This window comes from Enterobacter sp. R4-368, from assembly GCF_000410515.1.
In the GTDB taxonomy this organism is placed as follows: Bacteria; Pseudomonadota; Gammaproteobacteria; order Enterobacterales; family Enterobacteriaceae; genus Kosakonia.
This window is the reverse complement of the sequence record NC_021500.1, coordinates 3125033-3148854: the sequence shown is the minus strand read 5'-3', so window position 1 is coordinate 3148854 and position 23822 is coordinate 3125033. Positions and strand designations below refer to the sequence as shown.

Genomic DNA, 23822 nt, shown 5'->3' with positions numbered 1-23822 from the left:
TTACGCGCAGTTTCTTCTTTTTCGTGGCAAAAGAGCACAACGATAATTGGGTTACCGCCGCTTTGATGTTAGTATTATGTTGCTTTTATGTATAAGAACAGGTAAGCCTTACCATGCCACATTCCTACGATTATGATGCAATAGTAATAGGCTCCGGCCCCGGCGGCGAAGGCGCAGCCATGGGCCTGGTTAAACAAGGAGCACGGGTCGCGGTTATTGAGCGTTACCACAATGTCGGCGGCGGCTGTACGCACTGGGGCACTATCCCCTCAAAAGCGTTGCGCCACGCCGTTAGCCGTATTATCGAATTCAACCAAAACCCGCTCTACAGTGACCACACCCGCCTTCTCCGCTCCTCTTTCGCCGATATCCTGAACCATGCTGAAAGCGTGATTAATCAGCAAACGCGCATGCGTCAGGGCTTTTATGAGCGTAACCGCTGCGAAATTTTAGAAGGCAACGCCCATTTTATTGATGACCACACACTGGCGCTGGAGTGCCACGACGGCACTGTCGAAACCATCACCGCCGAAAAATTTGTTATCGCCTGCGGCTCACGCCCCTACCGTCCGGCCGATGTCGATTTTGCCCATCCCCGTGTTTACGACAGCGACTCGATCCTCGATATGCACCACGAGCCCCGCCATGTGATCATCTACGGCGCGGGGGTGATCGGTTGCGAATATGCGTCGATCTTCCGCGGTATGAACGTCAAAGTGGATCTGATTAACACCCGCGATCGCCTGCTGGCGTTCCTTGATCAGGAGATGTCGGACTCACTCTCTTATCACTTCTGGAATAGCGGCGTCGTTATCCGCCATAACGAAGAGTACGAGCGCATCGAGCCGCTGGATGACGGGGTGATTATGCACCTGAAATCCGGCAAAAAACTGAAAGCCGACTGCCTGCTCTACGCCAACGGCCGTACCGGGAACACCGACAGCCTGCAACTGGCGAATATTGGCCTTGAAGCGGACGGACGCGGTCAGTTGAAGGTTAACAGCATGTACCAGACCGCGCTGCCGCACGTCTATGCGGTAGGCGATGTGATTGGCTACCCCAGCCTGGCATCAGCGGCTTACGATCAGGGGCGCATTGCCGCGCAGGCGATGGTCAAAGGCGAAGCCACGGCGCATCTGATTGAAGATATTCCGACCGGGATTTATACCATTCCGGAGATCAGTTCCGTGGGCAAAACCGAACAGCAGCTCACGGCCATGAAAGTGCCGTATGAAGTGGGTCGCGCGCAGTTTAAACACCTGGCGCGGGCGCAGATTGTCGGCATGAATGTCGGTACGCTGAAGATCCTGTTCCACCGCGAAACGAAAGAGATTTTGGGAATTCACTGCTTTGGCGAGCGCGCGGCCGAAATTATTCATATCGGCCAGGCGATTATGGAGCAGAAAGGTGGCGGTAACACCATTGAGTACTTCGTTAACACCACTTTTAACTACCCGACAATGGCGGAAGCCTACCGGGTAGCGGCATTAAACGGCTTAAACCGCCTGTTTTAACGCTGTGTCGAAATGGCCATCCATCGCACCACGGATGGCCTCTGCCAGCTGCTCATAGCGGCTGCGCAGCGGCGAACCCGGGCGATACACCAGCCCAACCGTGCGTTTCGGTTCAGGTTTGATGCACGGCAGATACACCACGCCATCGCGTTTACGCTCGCGCGGAACGGAAAGCGCAGGCAGCAACGTGATGCCACTCCCGGCGGCGACCATATTGCGCAGCGTTTCCAGGCTGGTCGCACGGAAATGGGTATCTTCGTCCGCACCCGCCTCAAAGCAGAAGCCCATCGCCTGGTCGCGCAGGCAGTGCCCGTCTTCCAGCATCAGCAGCTTTTCGCCCGCCAGGTCAGCCATCGGCACACATTCGCGGTTCGCCCACGGATGATCTTCATAAATCGCCAGCATCATTGGCTCATCGTACAGCGGCACCTCAATAAAGGCTTCGCTCTCTTTCACCAGCGCGAGGATCGCGCAGTCGAGCTTGCCGCTGTCCAGTTGCGCCAGAAGTTGATGCGTCTGCGCTTCATGCAGATACATTTCCAGTTTCGGGAAAGTCTGGTGCAACAGCGGAATGATGTGCGGCAACAGGTAAGGTCCAACGGTTGGGATCAGGCCAATATGCAGCGGGCCGGACATCGTTTCCCCCTGCTGGCTTGCCATTTCCTTCAGCACTTTGACCTCGCGCAGCACAGTGCGCGCCTGATCTACCAGCAACAAACCCGCCTGGGTGAACAGCACTTTGCGGCTGGTACGCTCCAGCAGCATTACGCCAAGTTCATCTTCCAGTTTACGGATCTGCCCGCTCAGCGTGGGCTGGCTGACGTGGCAAGAATCGGCTGCACGGCGAAAATGGCGGTGTTCGGCTAACGCCACCAGGTACTCAAGATCACGAATATTCATTATTCATCCTCCGTCGCCACGATAGTTCATGGCGATAGATAGCATAGCAACGAACGATTATCCCTATCAAGCATTCTGTTCAATAATTAGCACCAGAAACGAAGCGGCACCTCAGCTTGACCCGTGATGAGGCAACTATCCTCTGTTTCTCTCTGAACAACTAAAGCCAACGTGAACGTTTTGCGGACCTTAGCGTCCGCATTTTTTTGCATAAAAAAGCCCGGCGTAACGCCAGGCTCCTGTTTGCAAACTGTAACGTGCTTACACCAACCGCGCCTTCGCATCCGCAATGGCCTGCGCGACCTGCACCGGTGACACGCCGCCTTTCGCCGCACGTTTATCAAGGCAGGATTGCAGTGACAGAATGGGATAAACATCATCGCCAATCACATCGCTGAATTTTTGCAGATCGGCAAGTGGCAGATCTTCCAGCGGTTTGCCCTGGCGAATCGCTTCCACCACCGCTTCACCAACGATGTGGTGCGCTTCGCGAAACGGTACACCTTTCGCGACAAGGTAATCCGCCAGTTCGGTGGCATTGGCGTACCCCTGCTGCGCCGCTTCCTGACAACGCGGGCGTTTCACCTGAATGCCGTCCAGCACCAGCGCCGCCATGTGCAGGCAGTCAAGCCAGGTGTCGAGCGCATCGAACAGCCCTTCTTTGTCTTCCTGCATGTCTTTGTTGTACGCCAGCGGCAGGCCTTTAAGCGTCATCATCATGCCGGTTAACGCGCCCTGCACACGGCCGCATTTACCACGGATCAGCTCCAGCGCATCCGGGTTTTTCTTTTGCGGCATCAGTGAAGAACCAGAGGTTACGCGGTCAGAAAGCTCAACAAACGCCGCTTCGCCGGAGTTAAAGAAAATCAGATCTTCGGCAAAGCGCGACAGATGCACCATGCCGATTGAAGCGTCAGAGAGCAGTTCCAGCACGTGGTCGCGGTCGGATACGCTGTCCAGGCTGTTGCGGGTTGCCGAGGCAAAACCCAGCCAGCCCGCTAACTGCTCACGGTCGATTTCATAAGCCGTTCCCGCCAGCGCGCCGCTGCCCAGCGGGCTGACATCCAGGCGTTTTAGCGTATCCTGCAAGCGGCTTTCATCACGCGCCAGCATCTCAACATAGGCCAGCGACCAGTGCGCGAACGACACCGGCTGCGCACGTTGCAGGTGCGTGTAACCTGGCATGACTGCGTCCTGGTTATTTTCCGCCGTCACCACCAGCGCGCTCTGCAGCTGGCGATTCGCCAGCAGCAATTCACTGATGGTGTCTTTACACCACAGTTTCAGATCGGTCGCTACCTGGTCATTACGGCTGCGCCCGGTATGCAGTTTTTTGCCCAGTTGACCCACTTTATCGATCAACTTGCCTTCCACCCAACTGTGAATATCTTCCGCGTCGCTTTGCAGGATCTGCTGCGGATTAGCGCGCACCTCTTCCAGCAGATTATTCAACGCTTCTTCCAGTTGCTGCTGCTCAGCCGCAGTCAGCACGCCAACGGTTACCAGCGCTTTAGACCAGGCCACAGAGCCAACGATATCCTGCTCCGCCAGGCGATAGTCAAAGCGCAAAGAGTCGTTGAACTGTTTGAACCGTTGATCCGCTGCCTGAGTAAAACGCCCGCCCCAAAGTGCCATAGTTTGCTTCCTTCTCTTTATCCGTTTTGCCGGACGGCGCAACGCCTGCCCGGCCTACATAAATTGTTGTGTCGTTACGCCAGAATACGGGTGCCGATCGGCGTGCCGTTAAACAGCGCGGGTAGCTGCTCGGCATGACGCCAGGAGGCGATATCCACCGGGCGACCCAGCGTGCGCGCCGCGTCCAGCGCCGCGTTTACTTTTACGATCATGCCATCGGTAATGATGCCCTGGGCAATCAGTTGCTCCGCTTTCGCCGCTGTCATCTCGGCAATACGCTGGCCTTTGCCATCCAGAATACCGCTTACATCGGAGAGCAGAATCAGATCTGCGCCCAATGTTGCAGCCAGTGCGGTTGCTGCCTGGTCGGCGTTGACGTTCATCAGCTCACCTTCATCGGTGACGCCGATGGAGCTGATCACCGGCAAAAAGCCGCCATCAAGCAGCGCATTGATCAGTTTCGGTGAACCCGGTTGTGCCAGGCCGACATGCCCCAGTTCTTCATCCAGTTGCGTTACTTTCACGCTGTCGCCATCACCGAGGAACAGGCCGACAGAGGCGATATGGTGTTTCTTCGCCCACGCCAGCAGGGTTTTGTTGGCCGTACCGGCCAGCGCACCGGTGATGATGTCAATCTGATCCGCCGGGGTTACGCGCAGGCCATTTTTCTTTTTAACCGGCAGGTTAAGCTGTTTCATCAGCTCATCCACCACGCAGCCGCCGCCGTGGACAATCACTAACGGGCGCTGATGAGATTCACGATAGTGCACCAGTGCCGTAAACAAACGCTCCAGCGCTTCCTCGCTATCCAGCAGTACGCCACCGAGCTTAATAATTAATGGATTCATCATCACGATCACGCCTGTTCAATTTAAATAAGTGACTGAGTTTCAGCATAGCCAAAACGAATATTCGCGCACTGTACTGCCTGCGCCGCCGCGCCTTTCAACAGGTTATCTTCCGTGGCGACGACAATCAGGTGCTCATCCTGTACCGCAAAACCGATATCGCAGAACGGCAGGCCAACCACGTTTTTCAACGCCGGAACGCCTTTGTCATACAGACGCACCAGCGGTTTATCGCCATACGCTTGTTTGAATACATCCGCCACCTGTGCGTGGGTAACGCCCGGTTGCAAACGGCAGGTGATGGTTTCAAGGATCCCACGCGGGAAGCTCGCCAGGTGCGGGGTGAAGATCACACTCGCGCCAAGGTGAGTGGCGATTTCCGGATGGTGGCGATGGTTGAAAACACCGTACGGTTGCAGGCTCACTTCGCAGAAACTGTTAGAAAGCGCCGCTTTGCGCCCCGCGCCGCTTACGCCGCTGGTGGCGTTGATCACCGGCCATTGGTTCAGATCCAGCAGCCCGGCGTCGATCAACGGTTTTAATGACAACTGCGCCGCCGTCGGATAGCACCCCGGCACGGCAATTAATTGCGCTTCTTTCAGTTTGTCATGGTTCCACTCCGCCAGCCCATACACCGCCTGTGCCAGCAGATCGGTATGCTGATGGGTGAAGCCGTAGAATTTTTCGTAAAACGCGGGATCGTTAACGCGGAACGCACCAGAGAGATCGAACACCACACATCCCGCCGCCAGGCAGGTTGGCGCCAGATCGTGGCTCACTTCATGGGCAGTGGCGAGGAAGACAATATCAACGCCCTCCAGGAAATCGCCAATATCGGACATCGGTTGTAACGGGAGATCAACAATGCCTTTCAACTGCGGATGTAAATCAGAGATACATTTTCCTGCATCATTACTTTGCGCAGAAACCGTCAACGCGGTTATGTTCATATGAGGATGGCGATTTACATAGGTCACTAGCTCTGCACCAGCATAACCGCTGGCACCCACAATTAATGTGTTCAACATTGGGGCGGTTTACCTTCTTACGTCATGTGTGCCAGGGAAAGACTCGGCATCAATCCCGCGTCGCTGAGCAAAGTCGCCGCATGGGTTCCTTTACGCTCAACATTAATGTATTTTTATTCACATTTAGTGCATGAATATTGATACTATCACGAACTCAGGTATGTCAACAATGAAAATGAATTTGCCACCATTTATCGAGATCTACCGCGCCCTGATAGCCACGCCGTCGATCAGCGCGACGGAAGAAGCGCTGGATCAGAGCAATGCGTCTTTAATCAATTTGCTGGCTGGATGGTTTGGCGATCTCGGTTTCAAGGTTGAAGTGCAGCCGGTTCCCGGCACCCGTAACAAATTCAATATGCTTGCCAGTGCCGGAACCGGCGCGGGCGGCCTGTTGCTGACCGGTCACACCGACACAGTGCCGTTCGATGATGGTCGCTGGACGCGCGACCCGTTCACGCTGACCGAGCATGACAACAAGCTCTACGGTCTGGGCACCGCCGACATGAAAGGCTTTTTCGCCTTTATTCTTGATGCGCTGCGTGACGTCGATGTGACAAAACTGAGCAAGCCGCTGTATGTGCTCGCCACCGCCGATGAAGAGACCAGCATGGCCGGTGCGCGCTATTTCTCCGAGAACACGCAGCTGCGCCCGGACTGCGCCATCATTGGCGAACCGACCTCTTTGCAGCCGGTGCGTGCGCATAAAGGCCATATCTCCAATGCGATTCGCATTCTTGGTCAATCCGGCCACTCCAGCGATCCGGCGCGCGGCGTCAACGCCATCGAACTGATGCACGATGCCATCGGCCATATTCTGCAACTACGCGACAGCCTGAAAGAACGTTATCACTACGACGCGTTCACCGTGCCGTATCCAACATTGAACCTTGGGCATATTCACGGTGGTGATGCGGCAAACCGTATCTGCGCCTGTTGCGAACTGCATATGGATATTCGTCCGCTACCGGGCATGACACTTAACGATCTCAATGGGCTGTTAAACGATGCGCTGGAGCCGGTAAGTTCCCGCTGGCCGGGTCGTTTAACCGTTTCTGAACTGCACCCGCCGATCCCGGGATACGAATGCCCGCCGGATCACCAACTGGTGGAAGTGGTAGAAAAACTGCTCGGCGTCGAAACCGAGGTAGTGAACTACTGCACCGAAGCGCCCTTTATTCAGACACTTTGCCCGACGCTGGTGCTGGGGCCGGGGTCTATTAACCAGGCGCATCAGCCGGATGAATATCTGGAAACCCGCTTTATTAAACCAACACGCGAACTCATCACCCAGGTCGTTCATCATTTCTGCTGGCACTGAAGTGATTTTCGCTTTTTTACCCCCTCGTATGAGGGGGTTTTTATGTGCGAAAAAGCGTGACAATTGTCACGATCCCATAAGCAATACTTATTGGACACGATGCGAATTAAATTTCGTAAATTGCCGACATTTATTCGTTTGCTGAAGCGATTTCGCAACAATTGACGCGGTGGGTTTTACGTGGCTTTATAAAAGACGGTGTCTTATATCTGCGCAACGGCAGGTATAACAAAATAAAATGAGATGGGGTGTCTGGGGTAACATGAACGAACAATATTCCGCTTTGCGTAGTAATGTCAGTATGCTCGGCAAACTGCTGGGAGATACCATTAAGGATGCTCTCGGCGAGAACATTCTCGACCGGGTAGAAACAATCCGTAAGCTGTCCAAGTCCTCCCGCGCCGGGAATGAAGCCAGCCGTCAGGAACTGCTCACCACCTTGCAGAATCTGTCCAATGACGAACTGCTGCCGGTAGCCCGCGCGTTTAGCCAGTTCCTGAACCTTGCTAACACCGCCGAGCAATACCATAGCATTTCAGCGAAAGGCGAAGCGGCCAGCAACCCGGAAGTGATTGCCCAGACCATCAGAAAGCTGAAAGACCAACCCAATCTCAACGAAGCCACAATTATTAAAGCGATTGAATCACTGTCGCTGGAGCTGGTGCTGACTGCGCACCCGACCGAAATTACTCGCCGTACGCTGATCCACAAAATGGTGGAAGTGAATAACTGCTTAAAGCAGCTAGATAACAGCGATATCGCCGATTATGAACGCCACCAGCTGATGCGCCGCCTGCGCCAGTTGATTGCCCAGTCCTGGCACACCGATGAAATCCGCAGAAACCGTCCAAGCCCGGTAGATGAAGCCAAATGGGGCTTTGCGGTGGTGGAAAACAGCCTGTGGGAAGGCGTGCCAAATTACCTGCGCGAGCTGAACGAACAGCTGGAAGAGAACCTCAATTACAAACTGCCGGTGGACTTTGTTCCGGTGCGTTTTACCTCGTGGATGGGCGGCGACCGTGACGGCAACCCGAACGTTACCGCTGATATCACCCGTCATGTCCTGCTGCTCAGCCGCTGGAAAGCAACCGATCTGTTCCTGAAGGACATTCAGTTGCTGATTTCCGAACTGTCGATGGTGGAGTGTACCGACGAGTTGCGCGAACTGGCGGGCGCAGAAGGCGCGCGTGAACCGTATCGTTACCTGATGAAGAAGCTGCGCGGCGATCTGATGGCCACCCAGGCCTGGCTGGAAGCGCGCCTGAAAGGCCAGAAATTACCGAAACCGGCCGGACTGCTGGTGCAAAACGAGCAACTGTGGGAACCGCTCTACGCCTGTTATAAATCGTTGCAGGCCTGCGGCATGGGCATTATCGCCAACGGGGAACTGCTCGATACATTACGCCGCGTGAAGAGTTTTGGCGTGCCGCTGGTACGCATCGACATTCGCCAGGAGAGCACCCGTCATACGGAAGCGCTGGGCGAATTAACGCGTTACCTGGGTATTGGCGACTACGAAAGCTGGTCGGAAGCGGACAAACAGGCATTCCTGATCCGCGAACTGAACTCTAAACGTCCGCTGTTGCCGCGCCAGTGGGAGCCAAGCGAAGAGACCCGCGAAGTGCTGGACACCTGCCGGGTGATCGCCGAAGCGCCGCGCGGATCTATCGCCGCGTATGTGATCTCAATGGCGAAGACGCCTTCAGACGTGCTGGCAGTTCACCTGCTGCTGAAAGAAGCCGGTATCGGTTTTGCGCTGCCGGTCGCGCCGCTGTTTGAAACCCTTGATGACCTGAATAACGCCGACGACGTGATGACCCAGTTGCTGAATATCGACTGGTATCGCGGCTTTATCCAGGGCAAACAGATGGTGATGATTGGCTACTCCGACTCGGCGAAAGACGCGGGCGTGATGGCCGCTTCCTGGGCGCAGTACCAGGCGCAGGACGCATTAATCAAAACCTGCGAAAAAGCAGGAATCGAACTGACACTGTTCCACGGTCGCGGCGGCTCGATTGGCCGTGGCGGCGCGCCGGCTCATGCCGCACTGCTTTCGCAACCGCCAGGCAGCCTGAAAGGGGGTTTGCGCGTGACCGAACAGGGCGAAATGATCCGCTTCAAATACGGTCTGCCGGAAGTCACCATCAGCAGCTTGTCGCTCTATACCAGCGCGATCATGGAAGCCAACCTGCTGCCGCCGCCGGAGCCGAAAACCGAGTGGCGCCATATTATGGACGAGCTCTCAACCATCTCCTGCGATATGTACCGCGGCTATGTGCGCGAAAACAAAGATTTCGTACCGTACTTCCGTTCCGCCACGCCGGAGCAGGAACTGGGTAAACTGCCGCTGGGTTCTCGCCCGGCGAAACGTCGCCCGACCGGCGGCGTTGAATCGCTGCGCGCGATCCCATGGATCTTCGCCTGGACGCAAAACCGCCTGATGCTGCCAGCCTGGCTGGGCGCGGGCGCGGCGTTGCAGAAAGTGGTGGAAGACGGCAAACAGAGCGAGCTGGAAGCCATGTGCCGCGACTGGCCCTTCTTCTCCACTCGTCTGGGCATGCTGGAGATGGTGTTCTCAAAAGCCGACCTGTGGCTGGCGGAATACTACGATCAGCGTCTGGTGAAACCTGAACTGTGGGCGCTGGGTAGTGAGCTGCGCAAACTGCTGGAAGCGGATATCAAAGTGGTGCTGGCAATCGCCAACGACTCGCACTTAATGGCCGATCTGCCGTGGATCGCCGAATCCATCCAGTTGCGTAACATCTATACCGACCCGCTGAACGTGTTGCAGGCCGAGCTGCTGCACCGCTCGCGCCTTGCGGAAGAAGAAGGCAAAGAGCCGGATCACCGCGTTGAGCAAGCGCTGATGGTCACGATCGCCGGGGTGGCGGCGGGTATGCGTAATACCGGTTAATTTCGCTATCATCGCAAAAGGCCACACTGGTTGTGGCCTTTTTTGATCCTGCCAGTTAAGGTTGTCCCTTCGCCAGCAACCAAAGGGACATTATGAGTCTCGATGTCAGCCATCTTATCTCGCGCCTGATAAACGGCCCGGCCCCGCTACGGCAGATATACTTTGTAGGCGTGACCGGAACCGCGCCTGCGCAGGCCTGCCAGGTAGATTTCCCGCGTCTGGAAATTGTGCTGGAAGGAACGGTGACCGATACGGGGATCAACGGTGAAACCGCGCGGATGTCGCAGCACGACGTGCTGTATGTTCCCGCAGGTAGCTGGAATCACCCACAATGGCAGCTACCGGCCACCACATTAAGCGTGCTGTTTGGCAAGCAACAGCTCAGTTTTAACGTCACGCAGTGGGATGGCGCAATGCTGCAAAACCTGGCGAAACAACATGTTGCGCGTCGCGGCCCGCGCGTCGGCTCTTTCTTGCTGCAAACGCTGCATGAAATGCAGATGCAGCCGCACGAACAGCAAACCGCACGTCTGATTGTCACCAGCCTGCTCAGCCACTGTCATGACTTGCTTGGTAGCCAGATCCAAACCGCATCGCGCAGTCAGGCGCTGTTCGAAGCTGTTCGCGACTATATCGACGAAAATTACGCTTTGCCGCTCACGCGTGAATCGGTGGCGCAGGCGTTTTATATCTCACCCAATTACCTGTCGCATCTGTTTCAGAAAACCGGTTCTGTTGGCTTCAACGAATATCTGACTCATACCCGGCTGGAGCACGCTAAAACGCTGCTCAAAGGGTACGATTTAAAAGTGAAAGAAGTGGCGCACAGTTGCGGGTTTGTTGACAGTAATTACTTCTGCCGCCTGTTTCGTAAAAACACGGAACGCTCCCCCTCGGAATACCGCCAGCAGTATCACAGCCATCTCAGCGAAAAGTCCCCGCTGGACGAATAATGCCATCACTGGATTTTTGTACGTTAAAAAAACCACTTTTGTTTCAAGATCACTCTACAACGCCTCTTTTCATCTGCTATCACACAACTTGTGAGCCAGCTCGCACTTTGCCCTCTCGATCACATTTGTCCAGTGTTTGGCAGATTTGTTATATGGCGAGCACACAACCCGCGCTCTTATGCTGTGTGCAGAAACGCTATATGAGGAAGCATGATGGAACTGTATCTCGACACCGCAAACGTAGCGGAAGTGGAGCGCCTGGCGCGGATTTACCCGCTGGCGGGTGTAACCACCAATCCGAGCATTATCGCCGCCGGTAAAGACTCCCTCTGGGACGTATTGCCACGCCTGCAGCGCGTTATTGGCCCACAAGGAACGCTGTTTGCCCAGGTGATGAGCCGCGAAGCGGATGGCATGGTGGCAGAGGCCAAACGCCTCAATAACGCCGTGCCGGATATTGTGGTCAAAATTCCGGTCACTGCTGAAGGCCTAGCCGCCATCAAACAACTGAAAAAAGAGGGCATTGTCACGCTGGGTACGGCAGTTTACAGCGCCGCGCAGGGGCTGCTTGCCGCGCTGGCTGGCGCAAAATATGTCGCCCCGTATGTTAACCGCGTCGATGCACAGGGCGGAGACGGGATCCGCATGGTGCAGGAGCTGCAAACCCTGCTGAAACTCCATGCGCCAGAGAGCAAAGTGCTGGCCGCGAGTTTTAAAACGCCGCGCCAGGCACTGGAGTGTTTGTTGGTCGGATGCGAAGCGATCACGCTCCCATTAGATGTAGCGCAACAAATGCTCAATACACCCGCAGTAGAGTCAGCCATTGAGAAGTTTGAACAGGACTGGAAAACAGCTTTTGGCAACCTCAACCTGTAAGGAGGTAGTATATGGACCGCATCATTCAGTCGCCGGGCAAGTATATCCAGGGTGCAGACGTTATCACCCGCCTCGGTGACTATCTCAAACCGCTGGCCGATCGCTGGCTGGTGGTCGGTGACAAATTTGTTCTCGGTTTTGCGCAGGAAACGCTGCAAAAAAGCCTGGTGGATGCCGGGCTGGCCTGCGAAATCGCGCCGTTCGGCGGCGAATGTTCACAAAACGAAATTGACCGGCTGCGCGGTGTGGCAGAAAGCGCCCGCTGCGGCGCGGTACTCGGCATCGGTGGCGGTAAAACGCTGGATACTGCCAAAGCACTGGCGCATTTCATGCACGTGCCGGTGGCGATTGCCCCCACTATCGCATCGACCGATGCGCCCTGTAGCGCGCTGTCGGTTATCTACACCGACAGTGGTGAGTTCGACCGTTATTTGCTGCTGCCCAACAACCCGGATCGGGTGATTGTCGACACCAAAATTGTCGCCGGAGCCCCTGCGCGTTTGCTGGCAGCCGGGATCGGTGATGCACTCTCGACCTGGTTTGAAGCGCGTGCTTGTTCACGCAGCGGCGCAAAAACCATGGCGGGCGGTCAATGTACGCAATCCGCCCTCGCGCTGGCGGAGCTGTGTTACAACACGCTACTTGAAGAGGGTGAAAAAGCGATGTTCGCCGCCGAACAGCATGTGGTGACGCCTGCGCTGGAGCGCGTGGTGGAAGCCAATACCTACCTCAGCGGTGTCGGTTTTGAGAGTGGCGGTCTGGCGGCAGCACACGCCATTCATAACGGCATCACGGCAATTCCGGAAGCGCATCATTACTACCATGGCGAAAAAGTGGCGTTTGGCACCTTAACTCAACTGGTACTGGAAAACGCGCCGCTGGAAGAGATCGAAACCGTCGCCGCCCTGTGTCATACCGTGGGTTTGCCAATTACGCTGGCGCAACTGGGGATTAAAACTGACATTCCAGAGAAAATGCGCATCGTGGCGCAGGCTGCCTGTGCACAAGGGGAAACCATTCACAATATGCCGGGCGGTGCGACAGCGGATCAGGTCTATGCCGCGCTACTGGTAGCCGATCAGTACGGGCAGCGTTTTCTTGAAGAGTGGGAATAGCGCTCAGGTTTACAGTGGGTGGCTCTGATTGCGCCCTCACGGGGAGTATCAAGCGCCTAAAAAGCGTCTCTGCCAACCCTGTGAGATGTAAATCCAAAACAAGGCAGAGCTAAAATCGGTTGATGACCACGCGCATAAGGCGTGGTTTTCAGTCAGCCATAAAAAAGCCGGATCGCAATCCGGCTTTTCTTTAATTTTTCCACTGCAAGGATTCTTACACTGCCGGGCGAACGCCCAGCGTGTGGCAAATGGCGTAACTCATTTCGGCGCGGTTCAGCGTATAGAAGTGGAAATCTTTCACCCCTTCGCGGCTTAAAATTTTCACCATATCCATGGCGATATTCGCCCCCACCAGCTTGCGGGTTTCCGCGTCGTCATCCAGGCCGTCGAACATCTGCGACATCCACGCCGGGATACGCACATTGGTCATATCGGCGAATTTTTTCGCCTGCTTAAAGTTGGAGACCGGCAGGATGCCCGGCACGATCTCAACATCAATACCGGTTGCTGCACAGCGATCGCGAAAGCGCAGATAGCTTTCCACATCGAAGAAGAACTGCGTAATCGCGCGGCTCGCGCCCGCATCCACTTTACGTTTCAGGTTCAGCAGATCGGCCTGCGCGCTTTTCGCTTCCGGGTGAACTTCCGGGTAAGCGGCGACGGAGATATCAAAATCGGCGACCTCTTTTAACAACGTCACCAGATCGGCGGCGTACATATCCGGCTTACCGCCGCCCGGGGGTAAATCACCGCGTAATGCCACAATGTGGCGGATGCCGTTGTTCCAGTAATCCTGTGCGATAGTGCGCAACTCGTCACGTGTGGCATCGATGCAGGTCAAATGCGGCACCGCTTCCAGCCCGGTGCGATCTTTGATGCCTTTAATGATGCTGTGTGTGCGATCGCGCTCGCCCGAATTTGCACCGTAAGTTACCGAAACAAATTTCGGCTTCAGGCTGCTTAAACGATCGATGGAGTGCCATAAGGTCTGTTCCATTTCACTGGTGCGCGGCGGGAAAAATTCAAAGGAAACATTAATCTGGCCGTGAACTTCCGCCAGGCTCTGATTCAGGGCTTCCCGCTGGTTGGCGTGAAAAAAGCTCATACCTTACCTCATCAATCGCGTGTCATTGTCTGTTGTTTTGTGAACTTCTATACGTTTAGACGTCCAGATGTAAAAATGACGGAAAACGATCGGGGCGTCAACAGGAAAATCACTATTCTGTGTGAGGAATGTTCAGCGAAGATGAAAAAAGTTCATGATGCCGCACAGCATCCTCTCCCTGTCCCGGGAGAGGATAAAAGAAAGGAATTACAGTAACTGTGCGAGGCGATTGATATCCGACTGGATAGCGCCAGCGGTCACATCGCGCCCCGCGCCCGGCCCGCGGATCACCAGCGGGTTATCGCGGTACCAGCGGCTTTCAATGGCAAAAACATTATCCCCCGGCAAAACCGCCGCCAGCGGGTGTTCCGGCCGAACGGCCTCGACGCCGACGCGCGCTTTACCGTTGGCATCAAAACGCGCCACATAACGCAGCACCAGCCCCATTTCACGGGCGGCTTCCAGGCGCTGCACCATCTGTTCATTCAGCTCATCGCCATTTTCAAAGAAGTGATCGACCGATCCCTCTTCGCAACCCGCAGGCACTAAAGACTCTACGCGCACCTGGTCTGGTTCGATATCGTAGCCCGCCTCGCGGGCGAGGATCACCAGCTTGCGCATCACATCTTTGCCGGAAAGGTCAACGCGCGGATCCGGCTCGGTCAACCCTTGCTGCCAGGCCTGATCCACTAAATCGGTAAACGGCACGGTGCCGTCGAATTGCAGGAACAGCCAGGAGAGCGTACCGGAGAAAATTCCGCTGATCGCCAGAATCGAATCACCGCTTTCACGCAGATCGCGCACGGTATGATTCACCGGCAGACCGGCGCCAACAGTGGCGTTATACAACCAGCGGCGACCGGTTTTTTCGAACGCATCGTGGATCTGACGATAGGTATCGGTTGTGCTGGCTCCGGCCAGTTTGTTGGCGCTGATCACATGGAAGCCGTGGCTGGCGAAATCCAGATACTGCTCCGCCAGCTGCGAGCTTGCGGTGACATCCAGCACCACCAGATCGTCGTACGGATGGGCGCGCATCCACAAAAACAGCGACTCCTCATCCTGCTCTACCGCTTCATCATTAAAGAACGCCAGCGCACGGCTGGCATCCAGCCCTTCATAGCTCAGCAAACTGCGGCGGCTATCCACCACGCCCGCCAGCACAAATTCAAAACCGGTACGCGCCGACAACGCGCTCTGCTCGCGCGAGAACAGCTCCAGCCAGCGGGAACCAATATTGCCTTTACCAAACAGCACCAGACCTATGCGTTTCTCCGCGCGGAACAGCGACTGGTGCAGCCCCTGAATAAGGCTTTCCGTTGGGCCAACGCGCAGCACGGCGACCAGGCTAATACCTTCGTCAGATTGCCAGATAAACTCCACTGGCTGGCCTTTAAGCTGCTGCCAGAAACGGTGGCTGTGCAACGGATTGCGACAAACACCCGCACCAACCATCGCTACCAGCGCCAGCCCCTGACGCAAACGCAATTCGCCCGGCAAACCGGCTTCATCAAGCAGTTTAAAGACGCTATCAACCACTTCCGAGGTGTAGCAAAGCTGCAGCAGGTTGCGGTCAGCATGTGCGCCAACCGCCAGCGGGCGTACCTGCGCACGTTTAAGGATCAGGTCAATCTCTTTGTGCGCCAGTTTGAAGTCCTGCCCGGACGGTACAACGAATTCAATCAGGCAGACGTCATCATGGCTGGTGACAATCCGCGCCCCGGTGCCGGAAGCCAGCACACGTTCAATGCGTGTCGACCCCTGTTCCGGGTGGTAACTACAGCGCAATTGCAGATCGATATTGCTGCCGGAGACCGGTTGTAGCGTGCGCGCATGCAGCACCGGTGCCGCCAGACGTGCCAGCTCGCTGGCTTCATCAAGGCGCAGCAGCGGTAACAGGCAGGCATCTTTCACCTTACGCGGGTCCGCGCTGTAAACACCGGCCACGTCACTCCAGATGGTTACGCGGGTAACATCGCCCAGCGCGCCAATTTGCGTGGCCGAGTAGTCCGAACCGTTACGTCCCAACAACACAGTTTCACCGGCTTCGTTGCGGCTGATAAAGCCCGTCACCACAATACGTTTGCCCGGATACTGCGCCAGCTGTTGTTGCAGCAGCGGATAAGACGCACCTTCATTTACCTGCGGCTGTGCCGCGCGTTCGGCACGCAGGAAATCGCGGGCATCCAGCCAGGCGGCATCCAGACCTTGCTGGTTCAGCACGGCGGCCATTAAACGCGCTGACCAGATTTCACCATGGCCAACTACTTCGGCGTAAACCGCGTCGGTGATGCCGCCATCCAGCAGCACCGCCAAATGTTCAAGGTCGTGAATAAACTCGCTGGTCAGACCGTCAGCGATAGCGGCGGGCAACAGCCCGCTGATTAAATCACTCTGGTAACGACGCAGCGATTGTTGAACCTGATGCGCAGAAAGCCTGTCAGTCTGGCTCAATTTCAGCCAGTTGATCAGCTGGTTGGTGGTGCTGCCTGCGGCCGAGACAACCATCATGTCGCCCGGTTGTGAATACTCCGCCATGATCCCTGCGACACGCAGGTAACATTTCACATCCGCCAGACTACTCCCACCAAATTTGTGCAGCTGACGAGCCTTCGTCCCTGCCTGCGCAATCACACTCATGTTTACCCCTCAGCTGCGACCCGGAAGCCATTTTCCAGATCGGCAATTAGATCTTCACTGTCTTCAATACCGGTTGAGATACGCAATAGCGTCTCAGAAATTCCCGCTGCGGCGCGCGCTTCCGGCGCCATGCCTGCGTGGGTCATTGTCGCGGCGTGGGAGATTAAACTTTCAACCCCGCCTAATGATTCCGCCAGCGTAAACAACGATAGACCACTTAAGAAACGACGCAGCGTTTGTTCGTCGCCATCCAGCTCAAAACTTAACATCGCGCCAAAGCCTTTTTGTTGACGCGCAGCAATCTCATGCCCCTGATTATCCGGCAGAGACGGGTGGTACAGTTTTTTCACCAACGGCTGTTTTTGCAGGAAATCGACGATCGCCTGAGCATTACGCTGCGCCACTTCCATGCGCGGCGACAACGTACGCAGACCGCGCAACAGCAGATAGCTGTCGAAGGCGCTGCCGGTGACGCCAATGTTATTCGCCCACCATGCCAGTTCGGTGACAGTCGCCTCATCTTTCGCAATCACCACGCCCGCCACTACATCGGAATGGCCGTTGAGATATTTGGTGCAGGAGTGCAGCACCAAATCCGCGCCCAGCGCCAGCGGGTTTTGCAGGGCCGGGCTCAGGAACGTATTATCCACCACGCTGATTGCGCCAGCTTCACGCGCAAGCTGGCAGATTTTCGCGATATCCACAACGCGCAACAGCGGGTTGCTTGGGCTTTCGACCAGCACCAGCTTCGGTTGTTCCGCCAGCGCCGCTTTCAATGCCTGCTCATCGCCCTGATCAACAAATTTCACCCGGTAGCAACCGCGTTTCGCCAGACTATCGAACAGGCGATAGCTACCGCCATAGCAGTCGTGCGGCGCAACCAGCAGATCGCCTGGTTTGAGAAAGACGGTCGTCACCAGATGAATTGCCGACATGCCGGTATTGGTCAATACCGCGCCCGCGCCACCTTCCAGTTCTGCCAGCGCACGCTGTACCACATCACGCGTTGGGTTGCCGCGACGCGAATAGTCATGCGCACGGGGTTCGTTAAAGCCGGTGAAATTATAAGTACTGGAGAGATGAATAGGCGGGACAACGCAACCGTACTGCTCGTCATCGTTCAATCCGCTACGCACTGCGATGGTGGCCTGTTTACGCGTCATGGTGAAGGCTTCCTGGCTTAATGGATGAAAAGTCTCACGACAGAGTAAACATTGCGACAATAGACGTCAATACATCTGGACATCTAAACTTCTTTGCGTATAGATTGAGCAAAAGTACAATAGCCGTTAAAATTATACGCTTTAGTACCGGTAGCTGAGCGATACACCGTGTCACCATGTTGACTCTACGGTAAACTACGCGGAATTACGGCCCGGCGCTGTCCGGGTTTAGACTAATGACTGAGAGGATTAAAGGTATCTCATGGCTGAATGGAGCGGCGAATATATCAGCCCATACGCTGAGCACGGCAAGAAGAGTGAGCAAGTAAAAAAAATTACGGTTTCCATTCCTCTTAAGGTGTTAAAAATCCTCACCGATGAACGTACCCGTCGTCAGGTGAACAACTTGCGTCACGCCACCAACAGCGAGCTGTTGTGTGAAGCGTTTTTGCATGCGTTTACCGGTCAACCCCTGCCGAACGATGAAGACCTGCGTAAAGAGCGCAGCGACGAAATCCCGGAAGAGGCGAAAGTGATTATGCGTGAACTGGGGATCGACCCGGATACGTGGGAATACTGATCGCAACAAAAAAGGGCGGAAGATATCTTCCGCCCTTTTTGTTTCAATCTGTTTATCTTATCGGCTCACTCAGAAGCGCGTCACTTCCGGGTGCACTTCCGCCAGCGAGAGCAGGTAAGACATAAATACGTTTTTCACAGCCGTCAGCAAATCGCTCATTTTTCCGCCCAATGTCACAGGAATGGATGGCGAAAAGCATATGCTCGCTTTTTAAGCAGAGCAATATTTTTGTGACTTTTATCACAAAAAAGCACCCCTTCGGCAAAACGCAGAGACAAAAAAAGCGCCTTTCGGCGCTTTTTTCTTTGGCAACTTATTTGCTGCCCGGGATGCTGAAGCGTTTGTTGAAACGCTCAACACGACCACCGGTATCAACAACACGTTGTTTACCAGTAAAGAACGGGTGGCATTTGCCGCATACGTCCAGGTTCAGGTCGTGACCCACGGTGGAGTGGGTTTTGATCACGTTACCGCAAGAACAGGTTGCAGTAATCGCTACATAATTCGGGTGAATACCTTTTTTCATGGGAAACCTCAGTTTAAGGCCGCGTCGCTCTTCCAGCCCTAACGCCAGACACCACGCGAGTTAATATGTAAGTGTATCTTTGGCACGTTCAAAACGCATCAAAGGCGGCGAATCATACAGAAATTAGCCAGCACATGCAAACTGATCCGCTCGCCGGTAGCAACAATGTGTATACTATCCCGCCAGTTTTCAAGTCAGGATGATGAGATGCCCGTCGCCCGCGTTGCGCTATCTGTACCGTTGCCCCGCACGTTCGATTACCTGTTGCCGGATGAGATGTCCGCGCGCGCGGGTTGTCGCGTGCGTGTGCCGTTTGGTAACCAGCACCGCGTCGGCATTGTGCTTTCAGTGGGCGACGAAAGCGAGCTGCCGCTGGCCGATCTCAAGAGCGTGGAAGAGGTACTCGACAGCGAACCGGTTTTTTCCCCGGCGGTCTGGCGGTTATTACTGTGGGCTGCGGATTATTACCACCATCCGATCGGGGATGTGTTGTTTAACGCCCTTCCCGTTCTGCTGCGCCAGACTAAGCCCGCCAGCGCGGAGTTCCAGGGCTACTGGTTTGCGACCGAGCAGGGCCAGGCGATGGACATCAACCGCGTCAAGTCAGCCAAACAACAACAGGCGCTCTCGGCGCTGCGAAAAGGCAAAATCTGGCAGCATCAACTGGCAGCGCTGGATCTGAAAAGCGTTACCCTGCAAGCGCTGCGCGCCAAAGGGCTGGCGGAGATGAACAGCGAAACACCAGCCTTTAATGACTGGCGCACGACATTTTCCGTAAGCGGCGACCGACTGCGCCTGAACACAGAGCAAGCCACCGCCGTTGGCGCTATTCACAGCGCAGCGGATCGCTTTTCCGCCTGGTTACTGGCGGGCGTGACCGGTTCCGGTAAAACAGAAGTCTATTTAAGCGTGCTGGAAAACGTGCTGGCGCAGGGAAAGCAGGCGCTGGTGATGGTGCCGGAAATTGGTCTGACACCGCAAACTATCGCCCGTTTTCGCGAGCGCTTTAACGCGCCAGTTGAAGTGCTTCACTCCGGGCTGAACGACAGCGAACGCCTGATCACATGGCAAAAAGCAAAGAGCGGTGAAGCGGCGATTGTGATCGGTACGCGCTCATCGCTGTTTACCCCGTTTAAGAACCTTGGCGTGATCGTCATCGACGAAGAGCATGACAGCTCCTATAAACAGCAGGAAGGCTGGCGTTATCACGCCCGCGATCTGGCGGTTTACCGCGCTCACAGTGAGCAGATCCCGATCATTCTTGGCTCGGCAACGCCTGCGCTGGAAACCCTGCACAACGTGCGGTCACGCAAATACCATCTGCTGCGCCTGACCCGCCGGGCTGGCCACGCGCGACCGGCGATGCAGCATGTGCTGGATCTGAAAGGCCAGCCGTTACAGGCCGGTCTGGCTCCGGCGCTCATCAACCGTATGCGCCAGCATTTACAGGCGGGAAACCAGGTTATTTTGTTCCTTAACCGCCGTGGTTTTTCGCCTGCATTGCTGTGTCATGACTGCGGCTGGATAGCGGAATGCCCGCGCTGCGACCACTATTACACCTTCCACCAGGCGCAGCAGCATTTGCGCTGTCACCACTGCGACAGCCAGCGCCCGGTGCCGCGCCAGTGTCCGTCCTGCGGTTCTACACATTTATTGCCTGTTGGCCTTGGCACTGAACAGCTGGAACACGCGTTAACGCCGATGTTTCCCGGTGTACCGCTATCACGCATTGACCGCGATACCACCAGCCGCAAAGGCGCGCTGGAGCAACACCTTGCCGAAGTACATCGCGGCGGCGCGCGCATTCTGATTGGCACCCAAATGCTGGCAAAAGGCCACCACTTCCCGGATGTTACGCTGGTTGCGCTGCTGGATGTCGACGGCGCGTTATTTTCGGCAGATTTCCGCGCTGCCGAGCGTTTCGCCCAGCTTTATACCCAAGTTTCCGGCCGTGCCGGGCGCGCAGGCAAACAGGGCGAAGTGGTACTGCAAACGCACCACCCGGAACATCCGCTTCTGCAAACGCTGCTGCATAAAGGCTATGACACCTTCGCGGAACAGGCGCTGGCGGAGCGGCAAACCATGCAATTGCCGCCGTGGACCAGCCATGTGCTGATCCGCGCGGAAGATCAGAACAACCAGCACGCGCCGCTGTTTCTGCAACAGCTTAAAAATCTGCTGCAAGCCAGCCCACTGGCGGACAACCAGCTCTGGATCCTGGGCCCGGTTCCGGCGCTGGCGGCCAAACGCGCCGGCCGTTACCGCTGGCAGTTGCTGCTACAACATCCTTCCCGTATTCGCCTGCAGCATATCGTCACCGGCGCGCTGGCCCTGATTAACACCCTGCCGGACGCTCGGCGGGTGAAATGGGTGCTGGATGTCGACCCGATTGAAAGTTAACGCTGCGAGCCGGCGTATAAAATTCAACTTTCATCACACTTTTCATGAAAATTCTGTAACCGGTGCGCTTAACTATCTGATAAAAATGTGACAACGCCTGCGCCGTGCAAGCGAGGAGAACAAGGTGAAACCCAAAAATCAGGTTGCGGCAGCGACCATGAAAGATGTTGCCATGAAAGCAAAGGTTTCGACGGCAACTGTGTCACGTGCATTAATGAACCCGGAAAAAGTGTCGCAGGCTACCCGCAATCGGGTGGAACAAGCGGCAATGGAAGTGGGTTATTTGCCTCAATCGATGGGACGCAACGTCAAACGCAATGAATCACGCACACTGCTGGTGATTGTGCCGGATATTTGCGATCCCTTTTTCAGCGAGATTATTCGCGGCATTGAAGTGACCGCCGCGGAACACGGCTATCTGGTGCTGATTGGCGACTGCGCCCATCAAAATCAGCAGGAAAAAACCTTTATCGACCTGATTATCACCAAGCAAATCGACGGCATGCTGCTGCTCGGCTCGCGTTTGCCGTTTGACGCCAGCATTGAAGAGCAACGCAATTTGCCGCCAATGGTGATGGCTAACGAATTCGCGCCGGAGCTGGAGTTGCCGACGGTGCATATTGATAACCTGACCGCCGCCTTTAATGCCGTCAATTATTTGCAGGAACAGGGTCACCAGCGAATCGGTTGTATCGCCGGTCCGGAAGAGATGCCGCTGTGCCATTACCGCTTGCAGGGCTATGTTCAGGCGCTGCGCCGCTCTGGCGTGACCGTTGATCCGCATTACATCACGCGCGGCGATTTCACTTTTGAGGCGGGCGCGCGGGCGTTGGATCATTTATTGATGCTACCGAAGCCGCCAACGGCCGTGTTCTGTCACAGCGATGTGATGGCGCTTGGCGCCCTGTCGCAAGCTAAACGCCGGGGTTTGAAAGTACCGGACGACTTATCGATCATCGGCTTTGATAACATTTCCCTGGCTGAATTCAGCGACCCGCCGTTGACCACCGTTTCGCAACCGCGTTATCAGATTGGTCGCGAAGCCATGTTATTGCTGCTGGAGCAGTTGCAGGGGCATAACGTAAGCAGCGGTTCGCGCTTGCTGGAGTGTGAATTAATCCTGCGCGGCAGCACCCGGGCGCTGAAGTAAAGGCGCGGCCTTTCAGACGCCCTCTTCTGGTCAAAACCCCGTCGCTTAAGTAACATGGCGGGCTGATAAACGAAATAAATACAGCGAAACGATAGTGGCACAACGAGATTATGTACGCCGCAGCCAGTCGGCTCCTGCGCGGCGAAAGACGAGTAACTCAAGGAAAAAACAGCGCAGCAAGTCTGCGGTCTCTCCAGCTATGGTCGCCATTGCGGCCGCCGTGCTGGTCGCCTTTATCGGTGGTTTGTACTTTATTACGCACCACAAAAAAGAAGAATCCGAGTCACTGCAAAACCAGAAAATGACCGGCAACGGCCTGCCGCCGAAACCGGAAGAGCGCTGGCGCTACATTAAAGAGCTGGAAAGCCGCCAGCCTGGCGTACGAGCGCCAACCGAGCCGACGGCCGGTGGTGAAGTGCAAAAACCGGAGCAGTTGACCGACGAACAGCGTCAGCTTTTAGCGCAGATGCAGGCCGACATGCGCCAGCAGCCGACGCAGCTCAACGAAGTGCCGTGGAACGAACAAACGCCGGAGCAGCGCCAGCAAACGCTGCAACGTCAGCGACAGGCGCAGCAACAGGTGCAGATGCAACAGCAGCAACAGCAGTGGACGCAGTCGCAGCCGGTACAAGCACAGCAGCCGCGCACGCAACCGCGCGTGACGGAGCAGCAGCAGGCGCGTACTACGCAAACCACGCCACCGCCGCGCCAGACGCAAAGCACAACGCAGCAAAAACCGGCCACCTCGCAACCGTATCAGGATCTGCTGCAAACGCCGCCGCATACCGCTGCGTCACAGCCGAAAACGCAACAAGCCGCGCCGGTAACGCGTGAAGTGGAAACGCCGAAGGCGCAACCGCAAACGGCTGAGAAAAAGGACGATCGCCGCTGGCTTATCCAGTGCGGTTCGTTTAAAGGCCAGGATCAGGCAGAAACCGTGCGTGCACAGCTGGCATTTGAAGGTTTCGACTCGCGTATTACCAGCAACAACGGCTGGAATCGCGTGGTGATGGGCCCGGTGAAAGGCAAAGAGAGCGCCGATGCCACCATCAGCCGCCTGAAAATGGCCGGTCACGCAAACTGCATCCGTCTTGCCGCCGGGGGTTGAAACCCCTAAAACACCCCCCATTTATAATTGCATTCTGCCCCGTACA

The 23822-nt window shown here is 55.8% G+C and carries 18 protein-coding genes; 10 read left to right on the top strand and 8 right to left on the bottom strand.

Annotation, left to right across the window (positions count from 1 at the left end):
- Nucleotides 1-113: 113 nt before the first annotated feature.
- Entirely contained in the window at nt 114-1514 is a 1401-nt protein-coding gene (gene sthA / locus H650_RS14830) for a Si-specific NAD(P)(+) transhydrogenase (protein WP_044489539.1), read from the top strand.
- On the opposite strand, the gene oxyR is transcribed toward sthA, so the two are convergent.
- The 4 genes from oxyR to argC form a co-directional block, all read right to left on the bottom strand.
- Nucleotides 1497-2414 (bottom strand): DNA-binding transcriptional regulator OxyR, encoded by a 918-nt coding sequence (gene oxyR, locus H650_RS14825; RefSeq protein WP_017459619.1) that lies wholly within the window; start codon nt 2412-2414, stop codon nt 1497-1499. The two genes, sthA and oxyR, sit on opposite strands and share 18 nt — an antisense overlap.
- 261 nt (nt 2415-2675) lie before the next feature.
- Nucleotides 2676-4049 (bottom strand): argininosuccinate lyase, encoded by a 1374-nt coding sequence (gene argH, locus H650_RS14820; RefSeq protein ID WP_020455973.1) that lies wholly within the window; start codon nt 4047-4049, stop codon nt 2676-2678.
- Nucleotides 4050-4123: 74 nt separating this feature from the next.
- Complete coding sequence (gene argB / locus H650_RS14815) at nt 4124-4900, bottom strand: acetylglutamate kinase (RefSeq protein ID WP_020455972.1); 777 nt, start codon at nt 4898-4900, stop codon at nt 4124-4126.
- Between the two features lie 20 nt (nt 4901-4920).
- The gene (gene argC, locus H650_RS14810) at nt 4921-5925 is read right to left on the bottom strand and encodes an N-acetyl-gamma-glutamyl-phosphate reductase (protein WP_020455971.1); all 1005 of its coding nucleotides are present in this window, start codon (nt 5923-5925) and stop codon (nt 4921-4923) included.
- Nucleotides 5926-6094: 169 nt separating this feature from the next.
- Between argC and argE the strand changes: the two genes are divergently transcribed.
- The 5 genes from argE to gldA all read left to right on the top strand — a co-directional run bounded on the left by argE (nt 6095) and on the right by gldA (nt 13104).
- Nucleotides 6095-7246 carry an acetylornithine deacetylase gene (gene argE / locus H650_RS14805; protein WP_020455970.1) on the top strand — a complete coding sequence of 384 codons (1152 nt, stop codon included), beginning with the start codon at nt 6095-6097 and terminating at the stop codon, nt 7244-7246.
- Nucleotides 7247-7508: 262 nt separating this feature from the next.
- Nucleotides 7509-10160: a phosphoenolpyruvate carboxylase gene (gene ppc / locus H650_RS14800; RefSeq protein WP_020455969.1), complete on the top strand. Its 2652-nt coding sequence runs from the start codon at nt 7509-7511 to the stop codon at nt 10158-10160.
- Between the two features lie 92 nt (nt 10161-10252).
- Nucleotides 10253-11113: an AraC family transcriptional regulator gene (locus H650_RS14795; protein ID WP_020455968.1), complete on the top strand. Its 861-nt coding sequence runs from the start codon at nt 10253-10255 to the stop codon at nt 11111-11113.
- 213 nt (nt 11114-11326) lie between these two features.
- Nucleotides 11327-11989 (top strand): fructose-6-phosphate aldolase, encoded by a 663-nt coding sequence (gene fsa / locus H650_RS14790; RefSeq protein WP_020455967.1) that lies wholly within the window; start codon nt 11327-11329, stop codon nt 11987-11989.
- Between the two features lie 11 nt (nt 11990-12000).
- Nucleotides 12001-13104, top strand: a complete 1104-nt coding sequence (gene gldA, locus H650_RS14785; RefSeq protein ID WP_020455966.1) for a bifunctional L-1,2-propanediol dehydrogenase/glycerol dehydrogenase — start codon at nt 12001-12003, stop codon at nt 13102-13104.
- Between the two features lie 214 nt (nt 13105-13318).
- Here the strand turns inward: gldA and metF are convergent, their stop codons facing one another.
- The 3 genes from metF to metB all read right to left on the bottom strand — a co-directional run bounded on the left by metF (nt 13319) and on the right by metB (nt 18012).
- Entirely contained in the window at nt 13319-14209 is an 891-nt protein-coding gene (gene metF, locus H650_RS14780; RefSeq protein WP_017459628.1) for a methylenetetrahydrofolate reductase, read from the bottom strand.
- Between the two features lie 207 nt (nt 14210-14416).
- The gene (locus H650_RS14775; RefSeq protein WP_020455965.1) at nt 14417-16849 is read right to left on the bottom strand and encodes a bifunctional aspartate kinase/homoserine dehydrogenase II; all 2433 of its coding nucleotides are present in this window, start codon (nt 16847-16849) and stop codon (nt 14417-14419) included.
- Between the two features lie 2 nt (nt 16850-16851).
- Nucleotides 16852-18012 (bottom strand): cystathionine gamma-synthase, encoded by a 1161-nt coding sequence (gene metB / locus H650_RS14770; protein WP_020455964.1) that lies wholly within the window; start codon nt 18010-18012, stop codon nt 16852-16854.
- A 262-nt stretch (nt 18013-18274) separates the two neighbouring features.
- Between metB and metJ the strand changes: the two genes are divergently transcribed.
- On the top strand, nt 18275-18592 hold the full coding sequence (metJ, locus tag H650_RS14765; RefSeq protein ID WP_007369220.1) for a met regulon transcriptional regulator MetJ: 318 nt from the start codon (nt 18275-18277) through the stop codon (nt 18590-18592).
- Between the two features lie 313 nt (nt 18593-18905).
- Here metJ and rpmE read toward each other — a convergent pair whose 3' ends face one another.
- Nucleotides 18906-19118 (bottom strand): 50S ribosomal protein L31, encoded by a 213-nt coding sequence (gene rpmE, locus H650_RS14760; protein ID WP_007369223.1) that lies wholly within the window; start codon nt 19116-19118, stop codon nt 18906-18908.
- Between the two features lie 207 nt (nt 19119-19325).
- On the opposite strand from rpmE, the gene priA reads away from it, so the two are divergent.
- The 3 genes from priA (at nt 19326) to ftsN (ending at nt 23776) form a co-directional block, all read left to right on the top strand.
- Entirely contained in the window at nt 19326-21518 is a 2193-nt protein-coding gene (gene priA / locus H650_RS14755) for a primosomal protein N' (protein ID WP_020455962.1), read from the top strand.
- Between the two features lie 124 nt (nt 21519-21642).
- Nucleotides 21643-22668 carry a DNA-binding transcriptional regulator CytR gene (gene cytR, locus H650_RS14750; protein ID WP_020455961.1) on the top strand — a complete coding sequence of 342 codons (1026 nt, stop codon included), beginning with the start codon at nt 21643-21645 and terminating at the stop codon, nt 22666-22668.
- A gap of 94 nt (nt 22669-22762) precedes the next feature.
- A complete protein-coding gene (gene ftsN, locus H650_RS14745; protein WP_071925248.1) occupies nt 22763-23776 on the top strand; it encodes a cell division protein FtsN in 1014 nt (337 codons plus the stop codon).
- Nucleotides 23777-23822: the final 46 nt, after the last annotated feature.

Excerpts from the sequence above, each read along its gene's own strand:
- sthA (WP_044489539.1), top strand. The coding sequence starts at position 114 with ATGCCACATTCCTACGATTATGATGCAATAGTAATAGGCTCCGGCCCC.
- oxyR (WP_017459619.1), bottom strand. The coding sequence starts at position 2,414 with ATGAATATTCGTGATCTTGAGTACCTGGTGGCGTTAGCCGAACACCGC.
- argH (WP_020455973.1), bottom strand. The coding sequence starts at position 4,049 with ATGGCACTTTGGGGCGGGCGTTTTACTCAGGCAGCGGATCAACGGTTC.
- argB (WP_020455972.1), bottom strand. The coding sequence starts at position 4,900 with ATGATGAATCCATTAATTATTAAGCTCGGTGGCGTACTGCTGGATAGC.
- argC (WP_020455971.1), bottom strand. The coding sequence starts at position 5,925 with ATGTTGAACACATTAATTGTGGGTGCCAGCGGTTATGCTGGTGCAGAG.
- argE (WP_020455970.1), top strand. The coding sequence starts at position 6,095 with ATGAAAATGAATTTGCCACCATTTATCGAGATCTACCGCGCCCTGATA.
- ppc (WP_020455969.1), top strand. The coding sequence starts at position 7,509 with ATGAACGAACAATATTCCGCTTTGCGTAGTAATGTCAGTATGCTCGGC.
- H650_RS14795 (WP_020455968.1), top strand. The coding sequence starts at position 10,253 with ATGAGTCTCGATGTCAGCCATCTTATCTCGCGCCTGATAAACGGCCCG.
- fsa (WP_020455967.1), top strand. The coding sequence starts at position 11,327 with ATGGAACTGTATCTCGACACCGCAAACGTAGCGGAAGTGGAGCGCCTG.
- gldA (WP_020455966.1), top strand. The coding sequence starts at position 12,001 with ATGGACCGCATCATTCAGTCGCCGGGCAAGTATATCCAGGGTGCAGAC.
- metF (WP_017459628.1), bottom strand. The coding sequence starts at position 14,209 with ATGAGCTTTTTTCACGCCAACCAGCGGGAAGCCCTGAATCAGAGCCTG.
- H650_RS14775 (WP_020455965.1), bottom strand. The coding sequence starts at position 16,849 with ATGAGTGTGATTGCGCAGGCAGGGACGAAGGCTCGTCAGCTGCACAAA.
- metB (WP_020455964.1), bottom strand. The coding sequence starts at position 18,012 with ATGACGCGTAAACAGGCCACCATCGCAGTGCGTAGCGGATTGAACGAT.
- metJ (WP_007369220.1), top strand. The coding sequence starts at position 18,275 with ATGGCTGAATGGAGCGGCGAATATATCAGCCCATACGCTGAGCACGGC.
- rpmE (WP_007369223.1), bottom strand. The coding sequence starts at position 19,118 with ATGAAAAAAGGTATTCACCCGAATTATGTAGCGATTACTGCAACCTGT.
- priA (WP_020455962.1), top strand. The coding sequence starts at position 19,326 with ATGCCCGTCGCCCGCGTTGCGCTATCTGTACCGTTGCCCCGCACGTTC.